The 22,571-nt window shown below is 67.2% G+C and carries 27 protein-coding genes; 12 read left to right on the top strand and 15 right to left on the bottom strand.

The features are described 5' to 3' along the window. Positions 1-95 precede the first annotated feature (95 nt). Genes MP11Mi_RS11290 through MP11Mi_RS11275 form a run of 4 tightly spaced genes read left to right on the top strand, consistent with a single transcriptional unit; the run spans position 96 to position 2,752 of the window. Complete coding sequence (locus MP11Mi_RS11290) at positions 96-1,199, top strand: alcohol dehydrogenase catalytic domain-containing protein (RefSeq protein ID WP_420039017.1); 1,104 nt, start codon at positions 96-98, stop codon at positions 1,197-1,199. A 28-nt stretch (positions 1,200-1,227) separates the two neighbouring features. Then, on the top strand, positions 1,228-1,677 hold the full coding sequence (locus MP11Mi_RS11285; protein WP_420039016.1) for an acyl-CoA thioesterase: 450 nt from the start codon (positions 1,228-1,230) through the stop codon (positions 1,675-1,677). After that, positions 1,674-2,465, top strand: a complete 792-nt coding sequence (locus tag MP11Mi_RS11280) for an alpha/beta hydrolase (RefSeq protein ID WP_420039015.1) — start codon at positions 1,674-1,676, stop codon at positions 2,463-2,465. The genes MP11Mi_RS11285 and MP11Mi_RS11280 overlap by 4 nt, the downstream gene beginning before the upstream one ends. Continuing rightward, positions 2,462-2,752 carry an MGMT family protein gene (locus MP11Mi_RS11275; RefSeq protein ID WP_420039014.1) on the top strand — a complete coding sequence of 97 codons (291 nt, stop codon included), beginning with the start codon at positions 2,462-2,464 and terminating at the stop codon, positions 2,750-2,752. Before MP11Mi_RS11280 ends, MP11Mi_RS11275 begins: the two co-directional genes overlap by 4 nt. 4 nt (positions 2,753-2,756) lie before the next feature. Here the strand turns inward: MP11Mi_RS11275 and MP11Mi_RS11270 are convergent, their stop codons facing one another. From MP11Mi_RS11270 to MP11Mi_RS11255, 4 genes are all read right to left on the bottom strand, one after another. Continuing rightward, positions 2,757-3,605, bottom strand: a complete 849-nt coding sequence (locus MP11Mi_RS11270; RefSeq protein WP_420039013.1) for a TIGR02569 family protein — start codon at positions 3,603-3,605, stop codon at positions 2,757-2,759. A 75-nt stretch (positions 3,606-3,680) separates the two neighbouring features. After that, complete coding sequence (locus MP11Mi_RS11265; protein WP_420039012.1) at positions 3,681-3,959, bottom strand: DUF2277 domain-containing protein; 279 nt, start codon at positions 3,957-3,959, stop codon at positions 3,681-3,683. 105 nt (positions 3,960-4,064) lie between these two features. Next, complete coding sequence (gene moeZ / locus MP11Mi_RS11260) at positions 4,065-5,240, bottom strand: adenylyltransferase/sulfurtransferase MoeZ (protein WP_420039011.1); 1,176 nt, start codon at positions 5,238-5,240, stop codon at positions 4,065-4,067. Between the two features lie 5 nt (positions 5,241-5,245). Next, positions 5,246-6,214 carry a DUF3152 domain-containing protein gene (locus MP11Mi_RS11255; RefSeq protein WP_420039010.1) on the bottom strand — a complete coding sequence of 323 codons (969 nt, stop codon included), beginning with the start codon at positions 6,212-6,214 and terminating at the stop codon, positions 5,246-5,248. Positions 6,215-6,316: 102 nt separating this feature from the next. On the opposite strand from MP11Mi_RS11255, the gene MP11Mi_RS11250 reads away from it, so the two are divergent. Further along, positions 6,317-6,976, top strand: coding sequence for a TetR/AcrR family transcriptional regulator (locus tag MP11Mi_RS11250; RefSeq protein ID WP_420039009.1), 660 nt, complete (start codon positions 6,317-6,319; stop codon positions 6,974-6,976). A gap of 82 nt (positions 6,977-7,058) precedes the next feature. Here the strand turns inward: MP11Mi_RS11250 and MP11Mi_RS11245 are convergent, their stop codons facing one another. Both MP11Mi_RS11245 and MP11Mi_RS11240 read right to left on the bottom strand, forming a co-directional pair. Continuing rightward, a complete protein-coding gene (locus MP11Mi_RS11245) occupies positions 7,059-7,289 on the bottom strand; it encodes a DUF3107 domain-containing protein (RefSeq protein WP_420039008.1) in 231 nt (76 codons plus the stop codon). A gap of 33 nt (positions 7,290-7,322) precedes the next feature. Then, complete coding sequence (locus MP11Mi_RS11240; protein WP_420039007.1) at positions 7,323-7,967, bottom strand: ferritin-like fold-containing protein; 645 nt, start codon at positions 7,965-7,967, stop codon at positions 7,323-7,325. A 216-nt stretch (positions 7,968-8,183) separates the two neighbouring features. Between MP11Mi_RS11240 and MP11Mi_RS11235 the strand changes: the two genes are divergently transcribed. Both MP11Mi_RS11235 and MP11Mi_RS11230 read left to right on the top strand, forming a co-directional pair. Beyond that, positions 8,184-9,764 (top strand): DEAD/DEAH box helicase, encoded by a 1,581-nt coding sequence (locus MP11Mi_RS11235; RefSeq protein ID WP_420039006.1) that lies wholly within the window; start codon positions 8,184-8,186, stop codon positions 9,762-9,764. Positions 9,765-9,786: 22 nt separating this feature from the next. After that, positions 9,787-11,052, top strand: coding sequence for an Rv3212 family protein (locus MP11Mi_RS11230; protein WP_420039005.1), 1,266 nt, complete (start codon positions 9,787-9,789; stop codon positions 11,050-11,052). Positions 11,053-11,065: 13 nt separating this feature from the next. Here the strand turns inward: MP11Mi_RS11230 and MP11Mi_RS11225 are convergent, their stop codons facing one another. Then, positions 11,066-11,860: a ParA family protein gene (locus MP11Mi_RS11225; RefSeq protein ID WP_420039004.1), complete on the bottom strand. Its 795-nt coding sequence runs from the start codon at positions 11,858-11,860 to the stop codon at positions 11,066-11,068. Between the two features lie 46 nt (positions 11,861-11,906). Further along, complete coding sequence (locus MP11Mi_RS11220) at positions 11,907-12,335, bottom strand: hypothetical protein (protein WP_420039003.1); 429 nt, start codon at positions 12,333-12,335, stop codon at positions 11,907-11,909. A 314-nt stretch (positions 12,336-12,649) separates the two neighbouring features. Here MP11Mi_RS11220 and MP11Mi_RS11215 point away from each other — a divergent pair, with 314 nt between their 5' ends. Both MP11Mi_RS11215 and MP11Mi_RS11210 read left to right on the top strand, forming a co-directional pair. Next, entirely contained in the window at positions 12,650-13,597 is a 948-nt protein-coding gene (locus MP11Mi_RS11215; RefSeq protein WP_420039002.1) for a diacylglycerol/lipid kinase family protein, read from the top strand. A 264-nt stretch (positions 13,598-13,861) separates the two neighbouring features. Continuing rightward, positions 13,862-14,116 carry a WhiB family transcriptional regulator gene (locus MP11Mi_RS11210; RefSeq protein WP_236996316.1) on the top strand — a complete coding sequence of 85 codons (255 nt, stop codon included), beginning with the start codon at positions 13,862-13,864 and terminating at the stop codon, positions 14,114-14,116. 103 nt (positions 14,117-14,219) lie between these two features. Here MP11Mi_RS11210 and MP11Mi_RS11205 read toward each other — a convergent pair whose 3' ends face one another. Together MP11Mi_RS11205 and MP11Mi_RS11200 are read right to left on the bottom strand one after the other, a co-directional pair. Beyond that, on the bottom strand, positions 14,220-15,731 hold the full coding sequence (locus MP11Mi_RS11205; RefSeq protein WP_420039001.1) for a sensor histidine kinase: 1,512 nt from the start codon (positions 15,729-15,731) through the stop codon (positions 14,220-14,222). Positions 15,732-15,743: 12 nt separating this feature from the next. Continuing rightward, positions 15,744-15,962, bottom strand: a complete 219-nt coding sequence (locus MP11Mi_RS11200) for a biotin/lipoyl-binding carrier protein (protein ID WP_420039000.1) — start codon at positions 15,960-15,962, stop codon at positions 15,744-15,746. A gap of 115 nt (positions 15,963-16,077) precedes the next feature. Between MP11Mi_RS11200 and MP11Mi_RS18360 the strand changes: the two genes are divergently transcribed. Beyond that, entirely contained in the window at positions 16,078-16,152 is a 75-nt protein-coding gene (locus MP11Mi_RS18360) for a 50S ribosomal protein bL37 (protein ID WP_371865352.1), read from the top strand. Between the two features lie 66 nt (positions 16,153-16,218). On the opposite strand, the gene rsrA is transcribed toward MP11Mi_RS18360, so the two are convergent. Both rsrA and MP11Mi_RS11190 read right to left on the bottom strand, forming a co-directional pair. Beyond that, entirely contained in the window at positions 16,219-16,518 is a 300-nt protein-coding gene (rsrA, locus tag MP11Mi_RS11195; protein ID WP_420038999.1) for a mycothiol system anti-sigma-R factor, read from the bottom strand. Next, positions 16,515-17,219, bottom strand: coding sequence for a sigma-70 family RNA polymerase sigma factor (locus MP11Mi_RS11190; protein WP_420712878.1), 705 nt, complete (start codon positions 17,217-17,219; stop codon positions 16,515-16,517). Before MP11Mi_RS11190 ends, rsrA begins: the two co-directional genes overlap by 4 nt. Before the next feature lie 174 nt (positions 17,220-17,393). Between MP11Mi_RS11190 and MP11Mi_RS11185 the strand changes: the two genes are divergently transcribed. After that, positions 17,394-18,173 (top strand): SOS response-associated peptidase, encoded by a 780-nt coding sequence (locus MP11Mi_RS11185; protein ID WP_420038997.1) that lies wholly within the window; start codon positions 17,394-17,396, stop codon positions 18,171-18,173. An 82-nt stretch (positions 18,174-18,255) separates the two neighbouring features. Beyond that, the gene (locus MP11Mi_RS11180) at positions 18,256-18,627 is read left to right on the top strand and encodes a DUF5313 family protein (RefSeq protein WP_420038996.1); all 372 of its coding nucleotides are present in this window, start codon (positions 18,256-18,258) and stop codon (positions 18,625-18,627) included. A gap of 26 nt (positions 18,628-18,653) precedes the next feature. Here MP11Mi_RS11180 and MP11Mi_RS11175 read toward each other — a convergent pair whose 3' ends face one another. From MP11Mi_RS11175 to MP11Mi_RS11165, 3 genes are all read right to left on the bottom strand, one after another. After that, positions 18,654-20,153, bottom strand: coding sequence for a flavin-containing monooxygenase (locus MP11Mi_RS11175; protein WP_420038995.1), 1,500 nt, complete (start codon positions 20,151-20,153; stop codon positions 18,654-18,656). A gap of 109 nt (positions 20,154-20,262) precedes the next feature. Further along, a complete protein-coding gene (locus MP11Mi_RS11170) occupies positions 20,263-21,633 on the bottom strand; it encodes an FAD-binding oxidoreductase (protein ID WP_420038994.1) in 1,371 nt (456 codons plus the stop codon). After that, on the bottom strand, positions 21,633-22,556 hold the full coding sequence (locus MP11Mi_RS11165) for a quinone oxidoreductase family protein (RefSeq protein WP_420038993.1): 924 nt from the start codon (positions 22,554-22,556) through the stop codon (positions 21,633-21,635). The genes MP11Mi_RS11170 and MP11Mi_RS11165 overlap by 1 nt, the downstream gene beginning before the upstream one ends. Between the last annotated feature and the right edge of the window lie 15 nt (positions 22,557-22,571).

Below are 22,571 nucleotides of genomic sequence, written 5' to 3'. Positions count from 1 at the left end.
ACCACGCGCCTCCGACAGGCCGGTTTCGCACTGTCCGAATGCGCACCGCCCGAGGAGCGACCAGCCTGTCGGCGCCGGGACCTACACTCGTCCCCATGATGATCCGCGGAGCTGTACTCGAAGACATCGGACGTCCCGCACCGTATGCGGGCTCCCGCCCCTTGTCCGTCTCCGAGTTGGATCTGGGCGCCCCGGAGCCCAGCGAACTGCTGGTTCGCATCGAGGCCGCCGGGCTGTGCCATTCGGATCTGTCCGTCGTCGACGGTAACCGGGTGCGGCCGACGCCGATGCTGTTGGGCCACGAAGCCGCGGGCATCGTCGAAGCCGTCGGGTCAGGCACGGACGCCGAGCTGATCGGGCGCCGTGTGGTGATGACGTTCCTTCCTCGCTGCGGTGACTGCGCGGGCTGTCGCACCGAGGGCCGCATACCGTGTGTGGTCGGCTCGGCGGCCAACAACGAGGGTGTCCTCCTGACTGGTGGCACTCGTCTGCACCGCGACGGCGCGCCGGTCGCACACCATCTCGGAGTGTCTGGGTTCGCTTCACACGCAGTTGTCGACCGTCGCTCGGTCGTTCCCGTCGACGACGACGTCCCGCCCGCCGTGGCCGCGGTGCTCGGCTGCGCGGTGCTCACCGGTGGCGGCGCGCTTTTGAACGCGGCACCGCCGCGGGAGTCAGACTCGATCATGGTGGTCGGTCTCGGCGGCGTCGGCATGGCTGCGCTCCTCGTCGCCACGTCATTGGCGACCGGCGGCGACGTCATCGCGGTCGATTCGGTCCCCGAAAAGCTCGCCATGGCGCGCGAACTGGGCGCGACGCGAACGCTGACTCCAGCCGAACTAGCCGACGTCCGCGCCGACATCGTGGTCGAGGCCGCCGGGAACGCGCGTGCCTTCGAGACCGCGGTGGCCGCGACCGCCGTCGGCGGGACGACCGTCACCGTCGGACTCCCGTCGCCGTCCGCCCGGGCGACGATATCGCCACTGGGCTTGGTCGCTGAGGCTCGCACGGTGATCGGGAGCTATCTCGGGTCGGCAGTGCCCTCGCGCGACATCCCTCGCTACGTCGACCTGTGGCGGGCCGGGCGTCTCCCGCTGGAGAAGCTCATCACCTCGCACATCGGCTTGGACGACATCAACGAGGCGATGGACGCGCTCGCCGCGGGCCGCGAAATCCGTCAGGTCATCGACTTCGAGTGATGCCGCGAACGCGCGATAACCTGTCCCCATGAGTGCATCGGGCATGTTCGATCCCCACGTGTTGAGCAGCTACCGGGCGACGTGGTCGGTCGACACCCGCTGGGAGGACAACGACCACTACGGCCACGTGAACAACGTGAAGTACTACTCGTACGTCGACACCGCTGTGAACGGCTGGCTCATCAAGGCGACCGCCGTCGACGTACGCGAACTCTCGGCGATCGGTGTGGTCGCCGAATCCGGGTGCACGTACCTCGCGTCGGTCTCGTTCCCGGACACGCTAACGATCGGGATCGCCGTCGAACGCCTCGGCGAGCGGAGCATCACCTACAACCTGGGACTGTTCATCGACGGCGACGAGCCGACGTGCGCGGCGACCTGTCGCTTCGTCCACGTGTACGTCGACGGCCAGTCGAGGCGTCCTGTCTCGGTGCCGCCGGAGATCGCCGCGGTCGCCGCTCCCCTCGTCATCGGATGATCACCACACCGTTGCACACCCACGTGTTCGGGTCCGGCGACCCCGACGCGCCGGTCGTGCTGGCGTTGCACGGGCTCACTGGGCACGGGCAGCGCTGGGGTCGCCTCGCCGAACTCCTGCCCGGGATCGCGATGATCGCACCGGACCTCCTCGGCCACGGACACAGCCCGTGGGAGCCGCCGTGGGCGATCGCCGATCATGTGGACGCCGTAGCCGCGACCGTCGATGCGCTGAGCCCACCGCACCCCATAGTGGTGGTCGCGCACTCGTTCGGGTCGGCCGTCGCGATCGCACTCGCCGACGCCCGACCCGACCTCGTCGCCGGGCTGGTCCTGCTCGATCCCGCTCAGGGGATCGACCCGTCGACCGCCCGCCGCTTCGCCGAACTGTCGCAGACGCATTGGGGCCACCTCGACGCCGGCGAAGCCATCGCGGCCAAACGTGCCGAGGGGTGGGGCGAGGTGCCCGACGACGTCTTGGACGACGAGATCGATCAACACCTGACGGCTGCGGGCGACGGCGTCGTCTGGCGGGTGTCGCCGCCGGCCGTCGCGACCGCGTGGAGCGAGTTGGCGCGGCCGTTCCGGTTGCCACCGGCAACGCTCCAGACCCGGATCGTCGTCGCCGATCGCGTCGATCCGCCGTTCGTGACGCCCGCGTTCCTCGCCGCGTGCGCCGCACAGCGACCGACGTCGGTGACGGTCTACCACGCGGACACCGAGCATATGGTGCCGTTCCTGGCGCCGGACCTGTGCGCCCGGCTGATCCTCGACCTGGTGCACTCGTGAGCGCGGTGACCGACGAACAGGTAGAGGCGGTTCGCGCGCTCGTCGCGGCAATCCCCGCCGGCCGGGTACGCACATACGGCGACCTCGCCGAGGACGTCGGCCTCTCGAATCCGCGGATCGTCGGCGCGATCATGCGAACCGACTCGTCCGATCTGCCCTGGCACCGCGTCGTACCAGCGAGCGGTCGACCGGCCCTGGCCGTTCGCGCGCGTCAGCTCATCCGGCTCGAAGCCGAAGGAACCCCCATGGTGGATGGCCGGATCATCATGGCGCGCGCCCGCATGTAGTGCGCTACACCAGCATCCGGACGAGGTCGACGACGCGGAGGAGGCCCGGCAGCGCCCCGGCCGTCGAACGCGGATGCAATGCGTGGACAGCGAGGCGGAACATGGTGGCGCGCAACATCATCTGCGACCACTCCGCGTGGTCGGACCAGCGTTCTACGAGCTCCTCTTCGGCACCGCCCCACGCGAGTGCGTCGACGACGGTGACCGCCGACGCCCACGAGGCCGGCCGCCAGTACGGGACCAGATCGGTGATCGCCGGGGCCGCGGCGCCCGCGAACAGGACGGTGCCGAACAGGTCGCCGTGCACGACCTGCGAAGGCAGGTCGACTGGGCGCCGCAATTGTGCGAGGGTCTTGACCTCGTCGAGGCTACGTTTGCCGTCGTCACTGGTCGGTTCGCTCATCCCCGCGCCGCGCGCCGACCGCATCGGAACCTCTTCCCACGCGGCCCGATCGGCCGCAGTGAAGACGTCGACGTCGTTGAACGGCGGAGCGGGCGGCTGCAACAGGAACCGGGGCCGCTCGAACTTCGCCGTCGCCTCGTGGAGACGATCAGCGACGGCGAGGACCTCGTCGTGTCGCGGCTCCGGGCTCCCCGCGACATAGGTGTCCGCACGCCACCCGGACACGACGTAACGCCCGTCGGATGCCCGGATCGGGCGGGCGATGCGCATGCCTTCGACGTACAGGTTCTCGCGGGCCGTCGCCGACCACGCCGCGCGTGCGTGATCGGGCACCAGCGAGAGCACCACTTCCCCGACTCGCCAACCGACACCGTCCATCGCGATCGGCGGATGCGAGGTCAGGCCGAACGTCGTCAAAACCTGCTCAGGTGGCTCGACAATGGTGGTCACGCCGCCAGATTACCCACGGCACCACGCGTTTCCCGGCAACCACACCGTGGCGCGCGCCGTCGGATCCGCACGGCGTCAGCTCGGCTGTGACGCGAACCGCTTCGCGGCCCGCGCCCGAGCCTTCTCCGCTTCCACCTCGCGATCCTTTGGCGGAGCCACCGTCGTAAGCTCTGCCATCAGCCGTCGGGTGACCTCAGCGATCTCGTCGACAGCGGCATCGAATGCCTCGGCGTTCGCCTGGCTCGGCGCGTTGAAGCCCGACACCTTCCGCACGAACTGCAAGCTCGCAGCGTGCACCTCGTCGTCGGTGACGGGCGGTTCGAAGTTGAATAGTTGCTTGATGTTGCGGCACATGAGCGATCCCTTCGTCCACTCTCCATGATGCCCGCCTCGGCGACCTTGACTCCACGCAACCGGCGTCCCGGTCTCAACGGACTCCGCTCACCAGCGGGTGGTGTCTCAATAGACGGGCATGTCGGGGTCGACGGTCGACGCCCACGCCGAGATACCGCCACCGAGGTGGCCTGCACTGTCGAAACCGTTGCGGTGCAGTGCCGCGAGCGCGTCCGCAGAGCGGATCCCGCTCTTGCAGTACAGGACGATCCGCCGGTCGTGCGGCAGGTCGCCGAGTGCCCGACCGGACATGATCTCGTCCTTCGGGATCAGAACAGCCCCGTCGATCGTGTTGATCTCCCATTCGACGGGTTCACGGACGTCGATCACGACGGGCGGGTCGTCTCCGTCGAGCGCGGCAGCGAGTTCGGCAGGTGTCCACGTGGCTCCGTCTGCGGCGCGCGCCGCGACGTCGGAGACGACACCGCAGAACTCGTCGTAGTCGATCAACGCGGTGATCTGGGCACCCGCCGGATCCTTCTCGACGCGCACCGTCCGATAGTTCATCGTCAACGCGTCGTAGATCATCAACCTACCGAGCAGCGGCTCACCCAGCCCGCAGACGAGCTTGATCGCCTCGGTCGCCATGATCGAACCGATCGAAGCGCACAGCACGCCGAGGACGCCGCCCTCCGCACACGACGGGACGCTACCGGGCGGCGGAGCCTGCGGGTAGAGGTCCCGCAGATTGAGGCCGCGACCGCCCGGCGCGGCCTCCCAGAACACCGACGCTTGGCCGTCGAACCGGTAGATCGATCCCCACACCAGCGGTTTGCCCGCGAGGACCGCGGCGTCGTTGCACAGGTAACGGGTCGCGAAGTTGTCGGTTCCGTCGACGATCAGGTCGTACTGCTCGAACAATTCGACGGCGCCCGCAGGCTCCAACCGTTGTTCGTGCAGGACAACCTCGACGTGCGGGTTCACTGCCGCTATTGAATCGCGTGCGCTGTGCGTCTTGGGTCGGTCGAGGTCGGTGACGCCGTGGATCACCTGTCGTTGCAGATTGGACTCGTCGACGGTGTCGAAGTCGACGATCCCGATGGTGCCGACACCGGCGGCTGCCAAGTACAGGAGAGTCGGGGACCCGAGACCGCCGGCACCCATCACTAGGATCCGCGCGTTCTTCAACCGCCGCTGCCCGGTCACCCCGACGTCCGGGATAATCAAGTGCCTGCTGTAGCGCGCGACCTCCTCGCGGGTCAGTTCGACGCCGGGCTCGACCAGCGGGGGCAGCACAGGCATGTGAATCAGCCCGGGAACGGCCAGGAGTTCGGCTTGCACACCAGGGACCTGTCGGCCTTCATATCGGGGTCGAGCGCCAGGATCTCGCTGTTCGCGGTACCGAACGTCTGCTGCATCATAATCGGTGCGAGCGCTCCGTTCTCCTCGCAGGGACGATGCTTCTCGTACCCGATGCCGTGGCCGACCTCATGGTTGATCAAGTATTGGCGGTAGGCCATGTCGTCGCCCGCGAACACCGTAGCGCCGCGGACCCACCGCGCTTCGTTCAACGTCACGCGCGCTTCGGGCGGGTAGAAGCACGACGTCTCGAGTTTGATCTGGTAGCCGCACAGTTCCCGGGCGGTCTCGGTGGAGGCAAGGGTGATCCGCAGATCCGGGTCGCCGGAGTCGACTCGCCGGAACGACACCTTTCCGTCACCGATCCAGCTTCGCTTGTTAGCGAGTGTCGTGTCGACGAGCCGCGCGAACGACTGGTCGCCCGAGTATTGGACCGGGTCGATGCCCTTCTCCACTTCCACGGTGTAGGTGTACTCCTGGCCGCCGGTGCCGATCTTCTTACCAGTGCCCCGCACCACCCGGTAGTCCTTGTCGCCTGCGCGGGTGAACGGTCCGCCGTCGGGAAGCTCACCCGAGGGCAACGCCTCTTCCTGGATATCGCCGGTTGGCGCACCGATCGCGTGCGTCTCCTCGCTCACTTTCGCGTTGCGTTCGTCCGACGGCGTCGCCGCGGCCTCGTTCTGGTCACTGCCGCCGCGGACGGTCGCTACGAGCAGGACGATCGTGAGGATCGCGAGAACGGGGATGGCGTACGCACGCCACCCGAAGGCCTCAACGAAGCGCTTGAACGCGCTGCGAGAATCCGCCTGATCGTCGTTCTCGTGATCGTCGGCGATCGGGTCCCACCGAGCACGCAGCGGCTGGTCGGGCCGCGGACGGCGGGGGCGCTGCACCCCGGGCTCAGGATTTCCGGTCACCCGTCAACTCTGTCACAAGAACTAGAGCGGTCGAAGTGAGCACCCCGCGCGAGCGGCTCGACTCACTCACGCGGCTTCGTGACTCGCGAGTATTCTGGGACGATGACCACCGCCAACTCCGCCGTTCCCGCAGCCTCGACCCCGGCTGCCTCGGGCCGCGGCCAGACGCGCCTGCCCCGCAGCGCCCGTCGCCGCCAACTCCTCGACGCGGCCAGCGAGATCTTCGTCGAACGCGGCTACCACTCGGCAGGCATGGATGAGATCGCCGTGCACGCCGGTGTGAGCAAACCCGTGCTGTACCAGCATTTCCCGTCCAAGCTCGACCTGTACATAGCGGTGGTCGACTCGCACGGCGAGAAGCTGGTGTCCGACGTGAACCGGGCACTGCAGGGCACGACCGACAACCGTCAGCGCGTACAGGCCGCCGTACAAGCTTTCTTCGATTTCATCGACGAAGACAATTCGGGTTATCGGCTGATCTTCGCCTCCGACGCCATGGACCCCGCGGTGATCCGCCGGGTGGAGGGGGCGTCCGACGCCTGCGTCGACGCCGTCTACGGCCTGATCATGCAGGATTCTGGACTCGGTCCGTACCGTTCGCGGATGTTGGCCGCCGGCCTCGTCGGCGCGAGCCAGGTGAACGCCCGGTACTGGGTGGAGGCCAACCGCCCGATCGACAAGACGTCGGCCGTCGAGACCACCGTCGCGCTCCTGTGGGGCGGACTCGCGGGCGTCCCGATGCAGGATCTCGCGCGGGGCTGATCTCGACTCAATCTGCCGCAGTAACACCGAAGACCGCCGGGCACTGCCCGGCGGTCTTCGGTGTTACTGCGCTCGTGCGGGGTCAGGCGCCGAAACCGACGCGACGCGACTCGCTCGACCCGACTTCGACGTACGCGATCTTCGCGGACGGTACGAGCATCCGCGCACCTTTCTCGTCGACGAGTTCCAGGACGGAGTCCGTGCCGTCCAGTGCCGCAGACACTTTCGCGTCCACTTCCGCACTGGTCCCAGGCGTGGTCACCGCTAGTTCTCGGGGGTTGTTGTCGATGCCGATCTTCACCTCAACGCTCATGGCGACCGACTCTACCCGGATCGGCGACAACCGTTACGCAAGGCCGAGATCGGCCATGCGTTGTGCGTGACGCTCGGCGATCCTGTCGAAGAATGATGCGGCCGTCGCCAACGTCGCGTCGCCAGTGAACAACAGATCCATCACTGCGTCCTCTTCGGCGAGAACCCACTGCATGTGCGTGATCGCCTCGCCGAGCAGCCTCCTGCCCCACAAGGCCAGCGCCGAACGCGACGACGGATCGCGTGCGATCGCGGCGCGCACCCGGTCGACGGCGAACTGCGACGAGCCGGTCGACCCGAGCACCGAAGCGACCACCGGTTGCACGTCGGATGACATCCGGTCGGCGAGCTCGGCGTAAAGGTCGGCGGCCAGACCGTCGCCGATGTACATCTTGACCAGCGCCTCAAGCCACGAGCTCGGTGTCGTGACGCGGTGGTAGTCGTCGAACACCTTGGTGTGCGCGCTGACGGCGGCGTCCGGATCGCCGCCCGCCGCAGACACGTGCGTCGCCAGTTCTTCGAAGTGCGCCATCTCGGCCGCGATCAATCTCGCGATGGCGACCCGATCGGCGGTCGTCGGCGCCATCTTCGACTCGTCGATCAGGCGATAGCAGGCCGCGAACTCTCCGGCGAGGAGGAGTCCGTAGAGCTTGACGGTGGCGTTCGGCGTGTTCGGCATGAGAGCAAGAGTAGGCAAGGCGGTACACTCGGGACCAGACGTGGGGATAATCCCGCAGCGCAGCCGCCGATCACAACCCGGCGAATACTGCCGCAGCGGCCACGTCAGACCTTGAGCGCGCACCGAAAGACGCCACGTGAGAGGGCCTGCCGAGAGCGGACCCCGCGATAGCCGTCGTGTGCGTGCACGAAGCACACGAGAGGCATACAACCGCACATGAGTACTGACGCAACCGTCACTGACGACTCGGTCCAGACGACCATCGTCGAGGACGGCCACCAAGCGCCGACCTTCACCGAACTCGGCGTCGATCCGCAGATCGTCGCCGCACTCGAAGCCGACGGCAAGACCCGCACATTCGCCATCCAGGAGTTGACGCTCCCGCTCGCCCTCGCGGGCAGTGACCTGATCGGCCAGGCGCGCACCGGTATGGGTAAGACCTTCGGTTTCGGCGTCCCCCTGCTGCACCGGCTGGTCAACGCGGAAGCCACCAAGCTCCGCGCATTGGACACCACGCCCCGCGCACTCATCATCGTCCCGACACGCGAACTGTGCGTCCAGGTGACCGAGGACCTCGCGGTCGCGGCGAAGGGCGTCCAAGTGACCGTCGACGGTGCCACCCGCCCGCTGTCGATCACGTCGATCTACGGTGGCCGCCCCTACGAGCAGCAGATCGCCGAGTTACAGAAGGGCGTCGACGTCGTCGTCGGCACCCCGGGACGTCTCCTGGACCTCGCGCAGCAGGGACACTTGGTGCTCGGCAAAGTCGCGATCCTGGTGCTCGACGAAGCCGACGAGATGCTCGACCTCGGCTTCCTCCCCGACATCGAGCGGATCATGGGCGCGCTGCCGACAGACCGTCAGACGATGCTGTTCTCGGCCACCATGCCCGGCCCGATCGTCACCCTCGCCCGCACATTCCTGAACCGTCCGATGCACATCCGCGCGGAACAAGCCAACGATTCGGCCGTCCACGAACGGACCACCCAGTACGCTTACCGCGCGCACGCCCTCGACAAAGCCGAGCTGGTCGCGCGCATCCTGCAGGCCGAGGGCCGCGGCGCGACGATGATCTTCACCCGCACCAAGCGGACCGCGCAGAAGGTCGCCGACGATCTCGCCGAGCGCGGCTTCAAGGTCGGTGCCGTGCACGGCGATCTCGGCCAGGTGGCCCGCGAGAAGTCCCTCGGCAAGTTCCGTGACGGAAGTGTTGACGTGCTCGTCGCGACCGACGTCGCGGCTCGCGGCATCGACATCGACGACGTCACGCACGTCATCAATTACCAATGCCCCGACGACGACAAGACATATGTGCACCGCATCGGCCGCACCGGTCGAGCAGGCCGCACCGGTATCGCGGTGACCCTCGTCGATTGGGATGAACTCCACCGCTGGGAGCTCATCGACAAGGCGCTCGGCCTCGGCATGCCCGAACCGGTCGAGACGTACTCGACGTCGGACCATCTCCGCGAGGAGATGAACATCCCGGCCGATGCGGACGGCCGCGTCGCGGGTGCCCGACAGACGTCGGAGGAGCGCCACGAAGCGCGGGCCGACCGCCCCGAGAAGCGTAAGACGCGCGCCCGTCGACGCACGCGCGGCGGCGAAACAGTCGACGGCCCCGCTGCTTCGAACAACGCGGCATCGTCAAACACCACAGCGGCCTCGGACTCCCCGGCGGGCGAAATCCCGGGGAAGGCCACGGAGGCGACGGAGTCGGACGACACGCCACGTCGCCCGCGCCGCCGACGTCGCCGGTCGGGCGGCAAGCCCGCAGGCGAGGTCACGGCGGACTGATCCTTTCCGTACTGTCGCCGATATGGGAGTTCGGATCGCGCCGGAACGCCGCACCCGCCTGGACCTGATCGTGGCCACTGTCCTGGTGGTGGTCGCCGTCGTCGCGGGCATCGTGGTGTGGGCAGGTAGCAGCGCTCGACACTCCGATCTGGAGACCGCTGCCGCGGCGCCCGACGCCCCGCTGCCCGCCGAGGTCACGCCGGGCGCGCTCACACAGGTGTGGGCGGCGCCGTCGGCGGACACCACGGTTCCGCAGTTGACCGGCGCGTCCGTGGTCGTCGCCGACGACGGCGCCATCGAAGCGCTCGACCCGGTGTCCGGTGCGCAGCGCTGGCGCTACCACCGCGATCTGCCGTTGTGCGGAGCGTTGGCGGCCTGGCCGGGCGGTGAGGACCTCGTGCTCGGCGTGTACCGCGACCGGCGGGGCTGCAGCCAGGTGACCGCATTGAACGGCGGCACCGGGTTACGGATCGCCGGCCGCGCCTCCGACGCCGACGAGGCCATCAAATTGTCGTTCGACGGCGACTACGCCGTATCGGCTGGCGCCACGCGACTCGAGACGTGGGGCACCAATCTGGTCCGCGGCATCGAATACGGTCGCGTCGACGCACCGGTGAACCCGGACGTGGCACCCAACCGCGCGCATTGCCGTCTGTATTCGGCGCTCCCGGGAGCCAATCGCGTCGCCGTCATCGAGCGCTGCGACGGCGATTTCGGCTACCGTATGACCGTTCTCGGCTCGGCGGAGGACTCCGACGAGAAGATCGTCCAGTGGGGCACCACGATGCTCACCCAGACTTCACACGGACCGGCCCCGCGGCTCGTGGCGGGCGGAGCCACGAGTTTCACAGTGTACGACCCTGGCACCGACGCGACCGGTGAGGTGCGCCGCGCGCCGGGGCCCGCCGTCCGAGTGTTCTCAACTCAGGCCGAGCCCGGCGCGAGCCGTCCGGTCGCGGGCGTGGCCGATCCCGCTGGATCGCCGTCCGTCGACTCGGGGATGGCCATGTTCTGGACGGGTGCCGGCACCGTCGTCCTCGACGGGACGAGCGGAAACGTCATGTTCGAGGTGCCCGGCACCATCGGCACCGGCGCGGTGATGGCGGGCGAACTGCTGCTGCCGACTCCGGGCGGAATCAGCGTCCGCCAGCTGTCCGACGGTCGAGAGGTCCGCACCATCGCAGTCGACCGTGGCGGCTACGACGGAACGGTCGCCCTCCGTGTTCTCGGCGACACCGTCGTCGAGCAGCGCGGCGGCACCGTCGTCGGCTTGCGCGGCCCCGCCTGACGCCGCCCTGCCTCTACTGCTCCCCGGCCTCGTACGTCACCAGGTCTGCGCCACCCCAATAGGCGCGGAGGTTGTCGGCGAGTCCGCGGTATGCGGTCGCGCCCTTGTTCTTGCGGCCGCGCATCACCGTCGACCCCGACGCCGACGCTTCGGCGAATCGGACGGTGCGCGGGATCGGCGGATCGAGGACCGGCATCTCGTAACGGTCGGCGACGTCGGCCAGCACATCCCGGCTATGGGTGGTGCGCGCATCGAACAGCGTCGCCACGGTACCGAGCATCTTGAGCTCGGGGTTGGTGATCTGCTGAACCTCGGTCACGGTGCGGAGTAGTTGGCCGACGCCTCGGTGCGCGAGCGTCTCGCACTGCAACGGCACGACGACCTCGTCGGCGGCGGTCAGCCCGTTGAGGGTGAGGACGCCGAGTGACGGCGGGCAGTCGATGAGCACCACGTCGTAGTCCTGCGCCACCTCGGCGAGCGCGCGCTTGAGCGCATATTCACGACCGGGACGCATCAGCAGGAGTGCCTCGGCGCCCGCGAGATCGATGGTGGCCGGAAGCAGCGTCATGCCGTCATCGGTGTCCAGGAGGACATCGGCGATGTCTTCCGCACCGATGAGGACGTCGTGCACCGACTTGGAGAGCTGATCGGGGTCGTGGCCGAGGGAGAAGGTCAAGCAGCCCTGGGGGTCGAGATCGACGACCAGAACGGACACGTCCTGGTCTGCGAGGGCCGCGCCGACCGACGCGGTCGTCGTGGTCTTCGCCACGCCGCCCTTCTGGTTTGCGATGGCAAGGATGCGCGTCATGGCCCATACCCTACGTCGCCCGCCCGGGGTCGAGGAGTGCGCTCCCTCAGCTCGCGTCGGGCGGAAGCGAGTCTGCGTTGAGCCAAGACAAGGACGCGGGCGCGAACAACAGTCCGAGGCATGCCAAAGCGACGATCCCGACAGGCGCACCGAGCAGCGGCAGGTGACTGGCCGTGAGCAGTGCATATGCAACTGGCAGTAACAGTATCTGCGCCATCATCCCGACGCCGCGCCCCCACCGGCGGCCGCGGGTCAACGCGATCCCGCCTGCGAGCACACCGCCGCCGATCGCGGCAAACCAGATCGCCGAGCCGTAGCCGCTGATGGCGTCCTCGTGGTGGCCGCTCGCTTCGCGGATCACGTAGACGACGGCAACGATCACGCCTATCACGCCCTGCAGCGCAATGATCCATCCGGCCCAGCGCAGCGTCGACGGGACGGCCGGCGTCGTTCGCTCGGAATCGGGACTGCTCACGTACTCCAGGGTAAGTCGGCGCACGCCGCGAGCGCTCGCTGGGGCCGTCGAGGCGCCACGCACAGCGGCATGACGACGCTGCGCTCTATCGAGATGGAGCTCGTGCTGCCGGTGTAGGTTTACGCGCGTCGCAGGATCGATACGGCGGCGGCGTGCCACTTCGGTCGTCGTGCCACTGTCGGACATCCCAGGTGGACACCCGGAGGTCTGTCTCAGCGGCGGCGGCGAACGTGTCGGAAAACAGTGGGTGAGCCGGCAGTCGGTCCGACGCTCGATTGTGTCCGGACCGCGTAGACGCTATAACGTGTGCTCTCGTGCGTGTCATGCTCATCACGAACCCGTTCGCCACCTTCACCACCGCTGAAGGCCGCGATGCGCTGGCCAACACCCTTGCGTCGCGTTTCACCGTCGACATCGAGCGCACCACGCATCGAGGCCACGCCGGAGAGCTCGGCGCGCGCGCGGTGGAAGACGGGTACGACGCCGTCGTCGTGCACGGCGGCGACGGCTCAGTGAACGAAGTGGCCAACGGCATCCTCGGGGCACCGTCGGGAACCACCACCGATCGCGACACGCTGCCCGCTCTAGGCGTGGTGCCCGGCGGCAGCGCGAACGTCTTCGCTCGCGCCCTCGACATCAGCCGTGATCCGCTTGCGGCGACTGCACAACTCATGACTCTGCTCGATTCCGGGGCGCGCCGACCGATCAGCCTCGGCCACACACTGGACCGCTGGTTCCTGTTCAACGCTGGTATGGGCGTCGACGCGATTGTCGTCCGCCGCATGGAGGAATTGCGTCGCAAGGGCCGTAAGGCGACGGCCGGACGCTACCTGCGGACCACGATCGCCTCATTCTTCCGGCCGTCGGTGACGCCACCCACGTTCACCGTCGAGGTCCCCGACCACGCTCCGATCGACGGCGTCCGGTTCGGTTTCGTCAGCAACACCGGCCCGTGGACGTACCTGGGCACGACCCCGATCCGCACCAATCCCGGCACCGACTTCGAGCACGGCCTCGGCATCTTCGCTGCGACGTCTGTCTCAGTCCCCCGGAACCTCTTGCTCGGCTCGAAGCTGCTTCGCGCGAAGGATCCGAAGGGCGCGCACCTGTATCGAGACGACGACGTCGAGTGGGTCCGGTTCCGGTGCGACGAGCCGGCCGATGTCCAGATGGACGGCGACTACCTGGGGGAATACACCGGGCTCGACTTCGGCTACCGCCGTCATGTCCTCGATGTCGTAGCGGCTCCGTTAGAGAGTTAACGCCGTAGTTACCCGCCGGTACGCATAAGTTGACTTCGCTGCCAACCCCTTGTGACGTATCCAGCATTCAGCGCGAAGCTATAGCCAAAGGTAACCGCACAGTAGTACAACAGTTAATGACCGCAACAACCGGCCCCGTCTTTCTGCACTCACCACGGTTCAGATTCGGCGGCGACTTCCGTCGTTGCAGCCCACAAAGACGAACGATGTACATTCGTGCGCCCTGCGCACGACAACGATGTTGTATTTGAAGGAGTAAGTGTCATGGACTGGCGCCACAAAGCCATCTGTCGCGATGAAGACCCGGAACTGTTCTTCCCGGTCGGTACCAGCGGCCCGGCGATCGCGCAGGTTGCTGATGCCAAGCTGGTATGCCAGCGCTGCCCGGTGACGGCAGACTGCCTCGCCTGGGCCCTCGAGACCGGCCAGGACGCAGGTGTCTGGGGCGGCATGAGCGAGGACGAGCGCCGCGCCCTCAAGCGCCGCAATGCGCGCACCCGCGCCCGCAGCGTCGTCTGACTCGCAAACTCAGACCTTACGAGCAGGCCCCGACCATTGGTCGGGGCCTGCTCGTTCGTCTGTGCTGAGGAAGAGAAACCCGGCCAGTACGGCGAACTCTTGGTCAGTGCAGGGGGATGTCGAGTTCGACACGGGTACCGCTCGCGCCGCGCACAGGGCCGATGTTGATACTTCCCCGCAGGTCGTTTGAGACGAGGGTCCGCACGATCTGCAGACCGAGACGGTCCGACGCCGCAAGATCGAAGCCTTCAGGAAGGCCCTTGCCGTTGTCAGTGACGCGCACCCGAAGCGCGCGCACGTCTCGGACGGCGTCGACGACGATCAGCGCGCCCTGCTGCACAGGTGAAAAGCCGTGCTCGATCGAGTTCTGCAAGATCTCGGTCAACACCATCACAAGCGGCATAGCGAGATCCGCAGACAGCACGCCGAGTCGACTGTCGCGGCGGATCTTCACCCGCGATCCGCCACCGTGCGGCAAGGTGACATCCACCAGCGACGTCGCGACCCGGTCCACGATCGCGTCGAGGTCGACCTCCTCGTCGACGCTCCCGGACAGCATCTCGTGAACGAGGGCAATCGAGGACACGCGGCGCACCGCCTCCCCCAACGCCTGCGTCGTCTCTAAGTTGCTCGACCGACGCGCCTGCAGGCGCAACAGCGCCGACACCGACTGCAAATTGTTCTTGACACGATGATGGATCTCACGGATCGTCGCGTCCTTACTGATCAAAGCGAGGTCACGACGTTTCACCTCAGTGACATCGCGGATCAACAGCACCGCGCCCCGTGACAGTCCACGCGACCGAAGCGGGACAGCGCGAACCAGCACGTTGGCCCGGCGCGCATCGAGTTCCATGCGCAGGGCTAGGTCGGGCCCGGGCAGCGCCACGCCGACCGCCGACTCGATCATCGCGGCCGCATCGGCCGACTCGAACGGGTCGGTGAGCAAGCGCGCCACCAGATCGGCGACGACCACGCCCGACAGGTCCGTCGTCCAACCCATGCGGTGCACCGCCGACAACGCGTTCGGACTCGCGTACACGACGCGTCCCGCCGAGTCGACACGAATGAATCCATCACCCGCACGCGGCGTCGATAGACCGAGCGTATTCGCCTCGTCGAGCGGGAACGTCCCCTCGACGACCATCTCGCACAGCACCTGCGCGGCGTCCCGGTACGCAGCCTCCAGCGGTGACGCAGGCCGCGTTTCCGAGGTGTCTCCAGCGCGTCCCAGAACGGCGATCACCTGGCCGTCGAACGTCACCGGAACCGCGATCCGGTCGATGAGAAGGTGCCCGAAGCGGGTCGCGATCCCGTCCTGTTCGATACGGCCACTAGTCAACGCCGCCGTGATCAGCGGATTGGCGCCCTGCGGGCTCGCGGGCCGCACCACCCGATGACCGACCTCGTCCTGCTGGAAAACAGTCGACGCCGTGTTCGGCCGACACTGCGCGACGTAGACGAGATTGCCGTCCTCACCACTGACCGCGAGCAGATAGTCGGCGAACGACAGGTCCGCCAACAGTTGCCATTCAGCGACGAGACGCTGCAGGTGCGCCGCGGCAGCGTCGGGCAGGCTGGTGTGCTCGGCTAGGAGATCGGAGAGAGTTGCCACGATCCGTGCGCGTCAGACCCGATAGGTGGCGATGACGTCGCCGGCCTGGATGACGTCGCCCACCTTCACTTTGACGAGGCCGATCGTGCCCGGATCCTCGGCGAGCACCGGGATCTCCATCTTCATCGATTCCAAGAGGACCAGGGTGTCACCGACGGAGACCGACTGGCCTTCGCCGACAGAGACCTCGAGGACGGTTGCGACGATTTCTGCGACGACGTCTTCAGGCATGGACTGATCGTAGCGGAGGCCCCGCGGCGTTCGGGCGCACCGCACGATTAGCACAGTCCCGCCACGACGTGAAACAATGGCCGACGCACGTGCACACTGGAGAAGGAGGTCCGTCATGGGTAAGCGCGGACGTAAGAAGCGTAGCCGCAAGAAGAACGCAGCCAACCACGGCAAGCGTCCCAACGCCTGAGCGTGAATGCGGAAACGGCCCGGTCCCCCATGAGGAGGACCGGGCCGTTCACATTCTCGACCGCTACTATTCGGCGCCGAACGTGCTCTGCCGTATCGTCACCGACCGACGAATCTCCAGACGGAGCCGCTCGCGCAGCCCTTCAGGCGCCGCGTCGCCGCCGCATTTGCGGCTGACGAGCGCCTTGAGCTGGAGCTGCACCCCATAGTGCTCGAGGCAACTCGGGCATCCATCGAGATGGCCCTGCAACCGCTCGCGCGCACCGGCGTCGCATTCATTGTCGAGCAGCAGCCAGATGTCGGCTACAACCGCCGAGCAGTCGAGGATCTCGAACTGCTCGTCGCGCTCAGGTACCCCTGCACTCATCGGACTGCCTCCCCGGTCCGACCGATGCCACGTTCGGCCGCCACGTCGGCGAGCAAGTCGCGCAACTGGCGACGTCCACGGTGCAATCGGGACATCACCGTTCCGATGGGGGTGTCCATGATTTCGGCGATCTCCTTGTAGGGCAGACCTTCGACGTCCGCGTAATACACGGCCATCCGGAAGTCTTCGGGCAGTTGGGCCAGGGCGTCCTTGATCTCCTGGTCGGGCAACGCGTCGAGCGCTTCGATCTCCGCGGACCGCAGTCCCGTCGACGTGTGCTCAGCGGTCGCAGCGAGCTGCCAATCGGTGATCTCCTCGGTCGGATACTGCGCGGGCTGGCGCTGCTTCTTCCGATACGAGTTGATGTAAGTGTTGGTGAGGATGCGATACATCCACGCCTTCAGATTGGTGCCTTCCCGGAACGACGAGAAAGCGGAGAACGCCTTCACATACGTCTCCTGCACGAGGTCCTCGGCGTCGGCCGGATTGCGCGTCATACGCAACGCACCGCCGTAGAGCTGGTCGAGCAACGGGAGCGCATCGCGCTCGAATCGCTCAGTGAGCTCGGCTTCAGTCTCCTCGTGGCCGCTCGATTCGGGCGGAACCTGGGTGTCCGACACGGAGTTCCCTTCGCTTGACGCTGGTTCGGTCGAGTCTAGCGATTCCGATGCCCCGTCTTCGTCCAACGGCCACCCAATCACCAGTCTCGGCTCGAGCGCACCCGCAGTCGCAGTGGTCACGGCGTCGTTCACCTCCCAGTCGTACTCGTGTGTCCGAGTGATTCTCGTGTATCAACCCTGTTCCTGCCGTTCCAACACCGGACCGGTCGAACTTGTTCCGCGCACACCGAACTCATCCGTGCCAGCATGTATCCCATGTGCGGACGTTATGCGGTGACCACCGATCCGGCTCGGCTGGCTGCCGAGATCGACGCGCGAAACGAGGTCAGCGACACCGATTCCGCCGAGAAGTTCTCGACCGGCAACTACAACGTCGCGCCCACAGCCACCGTGATGACCGTCGTGCAGCGATATGACTCCCCTCGCTCCGCTCCACCCGGATATGACTCCCCTCGCTCCGCCGGCGAACCCGTCCGCAGGGTCCGGGCCATGAGATGGGGCCTCGTGCCGTCCTGGACGAAGGAACTCGGCAAAGGGCCACTGCTGTTCAATGCGCGCGCCGAGTCGCTCGCCGAGAAACCCGCGTTTCGCAACTCGTTAAAGAACAAGCGCGCACTCGTCCCGATGGACGGCTGGTACGAGTGGAAGCCGGGACCGCCGGGACCCGGCGGGAAGCCAACGAAAGTCCCCTACTTCATGTCACCCAACGACGGCACCCGCCTGTTCATGGGCGCATTGTGGGCAGCGTGGCGTCCCGCACAGGCCCGCGCGGCGGGCGACGACTCGGCGTGGGTGTCGAGCACGACGATCATCACGACAGACGCCGTCGGCGCTCTGACCGACGTCCACCACCGGATGCCGCTGATCATGCCGGTCGAATATTGGGACGCGTGGCTTGACCCGGACTCGCCCGTCGAGCCCGCGCTACTCGCGCCGCCGTCGGACGAGCTCGTCGACCGGATCACGATCCGCGAGGTGTCGCCACTAGTGAATCGGGTCGCCAACAACGGTCCCGACCTACTCGACCCGCGGTAGCCCGTGTGGCCGCCCTGCACGAGGCAGCCACGGGTACGACGGCAGATCTGTCCGACGTAAGAGGCATGAGAAGATGGCAGATATGAGTGACACCCGGCCCGGCCCCTTGCGCAAGATCGGCTATCTGCTTGGTCGCCCGCTCCCGGCGTCCATGCGGGACTGGGTGCGCGAGGACCTCACCGGGCCCGGCCATGTGCGCCGCTACCTGATCCGGGGCCTCATCCCGGTGATCCCGCTACTCGTCGCATTCGCGTTCATCCCTGGGGAACTCTGGATCCGCGGCGGCATGATGCTGCTGATCATCATCCCCTTCTTGTACTTCCAGATCGCGTTGATCCGCGTCTACCGGCGCCATCTACTGGTCAACAACGGACTCGATGCGTCACTCGTCGACGCCGTGAAGATCAAGCGCGCCGACGAAGTCGCCGAGGAGTATCGCAGCCGCTTCCGCTGATCGCCCTCCGGAGCCACCCGGCCCCGTCACGCGTACACGTAGTCGTCGAGCGGGAACGATTCCATTTCACGAAGCGTCGACAGAGTCGATTGCGGACGCAAGAGCGTCGCCTCACCGTGCTGGTTGAAGTAGTAGCTCCGCGACTGCGAACAGTCGCCCGCATAGAACACCGAATCGCCCAGTCGGCGCGTCGCGTCGTCGAGGAACCGCTCGTTGGCCTCCGCCGTCACTTCGAATCGCGAGCTGCCGCGTCGCCGCAGTTCGCCGAACAGTCTCGCCATATGGCGCATCTGGCCTTCGATCGTGGTGAAATACGACAGACCGCTGTACGAGTACGGGCTGTTGAGGGTCAGGAAGTTCGGGAACGCGGGGACGGTGATCCCCTCGTACGCCTGGAATCTGCCCTCCCGCCACCACTTGCCGAGATCACGACCGCCGCGACCGGTGATGGTGAACGCCGGAAAATTCACGTCCCACAGATTGAATCCGGTCGCCAACACCAGAGTGTCGACCTCGACTTTGGTCTCGTGTGTCCCACTGTCGACGACGATCCCGTCGGGTTCCACCCGCGCAATCGACGACGTCTGCAGGTCGACGTCGGGCCGGTTGAAAGCCCGAAAGTAGCTGTTGCTGAACGTCGGCCGTTTGCAGCCGAAGTCGTACGACGGTGTCAATTGTCTGCGAGTCGCCGCATCCCGAACCTGCAGTCGCAGATGCGCCTTCGCCAGCAGCGCCGCCAACTGGTTTCCCGGCTTGGCCTGCCGGTAGTGCAGGACACCGAACACCATCAGCATCTCGAGCAGCGACGTGTTGACCGCGCGTGCCGCCTTCTGCGTCACGGGAACGGCCGCGAAGAGTTTGCGCACCGGCCGCGGGATCGCGAAGTCGACCTTCGGCACCACCCAGATCGGGGTCCGCTGGAACACTGTGAGTCGGCGGGCAGTCCGCGCGATCTCCGGAATCAGTTGGACGGCGGTGGCTCCGGTGCCGATCACCGCGGCCGTCTTGCCGGTGAAGTCGTAACCGTCTCGCCAGGCAGTGGTGTGGATGATTTCGCCCGCAAACGAGTCGATCCCGGGAAAGTCCGGGGTGTACGGCTGGGACAGGAATCCGGTCGCGGTCACCAGGTACCGCGTGGTCAGCGCGCGGCCGTCGGCGGTGTGGACCGTCCAGGTTTCCGAGTCGTCGTCCCACGACGCGCTCGCCACGACGACACCGAACTCCATGTGGCTGCGCAGACCGTACTTGTCGGCGACATGCTCGGCGTACTTCTTCAACTCGGCGCCTGGCGCGAACAGTCGGGACCATGACGGGTTCGGCTCAAACGAGTACGAGTACGTGACGGAAGCGATATCGACAGCGAGCCCAGGGTAGTGGTTGACGTGCCAGGTGCCGCCGAGGTCGTCTTCGCGTTCGAGAATCGTGAGGCGCTCCACTCCCTGCCGTTTGAGTTCGATCGCGGCGCCCATGCCGCCGAAACCTGCGCCGACGATGATCGCCTCGAAGTCGGTTGCCGTGCGAGTCATGTGTGTCCCCTCACTCACCAGGTAGCTGTTACCTGGGGTCACACGGTAGCCCGGACGGGCTCCCCTGACAAGGCTTCCCGGACTGGGCTGCCGCCCGTCGACGGGCGGTTCAATCCTCGGGGAGGACGACTCCGGGATTCATGACGCAGTGCGGATCCAGCGCCGACTTCACCGCACGCATCGCGGCGATGTCGGCCGCGCCGCGCCCGAGGGGCATCCGGTGCGCTTTGGCCCGACCGATACCGTGTTCAGCGCTAATGCTCCCGCCGACGGCAGCAACGTGGTCGAGCACGTCGTCGACGACGTCGCCCTCGCCACCTGTCGGCACGTCGAGCAGGTTGACATGGATATTGCCATCGCCGAGATGCCCGAACAGGACGGCGCGGACGGCGCGCCGAGCCGCATACGCCTCGACCCAGTCGATCAGTGCGGGCACGTCGCCGAGCGGCACCGACACATCGAGTTTCACCGGAGTCGTCACCGAAGATCGGGCGATCGCCTCAGTGTGGCCTTCGCGCAGCGCCCACAAGTCGCGGGCCGGGCCGTCGGCGACGACGGCGTCGAGCAGTCCGTCGACGCCCGTGAGGAGTTCGGCGGCCGCGGCGGCGTCCGCGGCGAGTTCCATCAGCAGATACGCTCCAGCGTCGGAACCGGGGAACGGGTCGCGACTTCCGCCCGCCACGACGAGGTCGACACCGGGACGGGTCATGATCTCGACGGCTTCGAGTCGGTGTCCCCCGCCTCGCACCTGTGACAGGACTCGTCCGGCAGCCGTCGAGTCCCGGACGGCGATCATCGCGACCACGGTCGCAGAAGGCCGGTCGACCAGCCGCAGCAACACGCGGGTCACGACGGCGAGAGTCCCCTCACTGCCTGCGAGAAGTCCCGGCAGGTGGTAGCCGACGTTGTCCTTGCGCAGCGGACGCCACCGTCGGAGCACGTCGCCGCACGCGAGGACCGCTTCGATACCGAGAATCTGCGCGCGCATGTCGCCGTGCACGATCATTCGGATGCCGCCAGCGTTGGTGCCGACCATCCCGCCGACGGTCGCCGAGTCGCGGGCGGCGAGGTCGACGCCGAATTCGAGTCCCGCGGCCGCGGCCGCCGCCTGGACGGCGGCGAGGGTGGCGCCTGCGCCTGCGCCGACACAGCGACCGTCGACGTCGACGGCTTCCACATCGTCGAGACGACGAGTCGACAGCACGACCCACCGCCGAGGATCGTCGGACGGCGGGACGGATCCGCCGACGAGTCCGGTGTTGCCGCCTTGCGGGGTGAGTGCGACACCGTGGTCGGCGCACAGACGCACCACCCGCGCCGTCTGATCGGTGTCGGCGGGCCGCACCACGGCGGCGCTCCCCGTCGAGCCGCCAGCCCAATCGGTCAGGTACGCCGTCGCGGCGTCAGGGTCGGTGATGACGTGCGCGTCACCGACGATCTCCCGCAGTCGGGAGACCAATCCGCTGTCGGGAAGCGCCATCAGGGCTTGATGAGGTACTTGCCGCGCGGATGGCGACCGGCGAGTGCGGTGAAGGCTTGCGGCGCGTCGTCGAGCGAGAACGTGCCTGCGACGTCGACGCTGATCCGTCCGTCGGCGAGAGCGTCGAGCAGCGGCACCACGGCGGCCCGGCGATGCACGCGGCTGTCTGCGCTCGACCCGTTCAACAGCACGATGCCGTCGCCCGCGCGGCCCCAGGCAGCGATGCTGACGATCCGATCGGGCGGCACCAACTGCAGCGATGCATCGATCGCGGCGTCGGTACCCGCCGTGTCGATGACGGCGGTGACCGCGTCGGGGACCGCGTCCCGTGCGGCTGCCGGAATGTCGCCGTCGTAGGAGATCGGCGCCGCACCCAGGTCGCGGAGGTGATCGTGGTTCGTCGGCGACGCGGTGGCGACGACACGCGCACCACGCTCGGCGGCGAGGACGACGGCGATCGAACCGACCGCGCCGGAGCCGCCATGGACGAGGACCACGTCGTCCGGGCCGACGTCGAGGGTGGCGACCGTGTCGTAGGCGGTGACTCCCGCGAGGAGAAGTCCCGCCGCCGCGTCGCTGGACGCTCCGTCCGGGATGCGGTGAACGGCATCGGCTGCAGCGACGATGCGTTCGGCGAACGCGCCAGCCGCCGGATAGACGGCGACGCGGTCACCGACCGCGAAACCTATTCCCGATTCGGTCTCGACGACGGTTCCGGCCGCTTCGCCGCCGAGGACCAACGGCAGGGCGGACTGTTTCACACCCATGTCGCCGGTGACGCGTTTGACGTCGAACGGGTTCAGCCCCGCTGCGGTGACTGCGACGACCACCTGGCCGTCGCCTGCGGTGGGATCGGCTTCATCGATGACGGCGAGGACCGCGGCTGGTGAACCGTAGTCCGTTGCGACGAGTCTGCGTGTCATACGACCATCGTAGGT

This window comes from Gordonia abscondita (assembly GCF_032711245.1).
Lineage (GTDB): Bacteria > Actinomycetota > Actinomycetes > Mycobacteriales > Mycobacteriaceae > Gordonia.
This window is presented reverse-complemented; position numbering and strand designations above follow the sequence as displayed.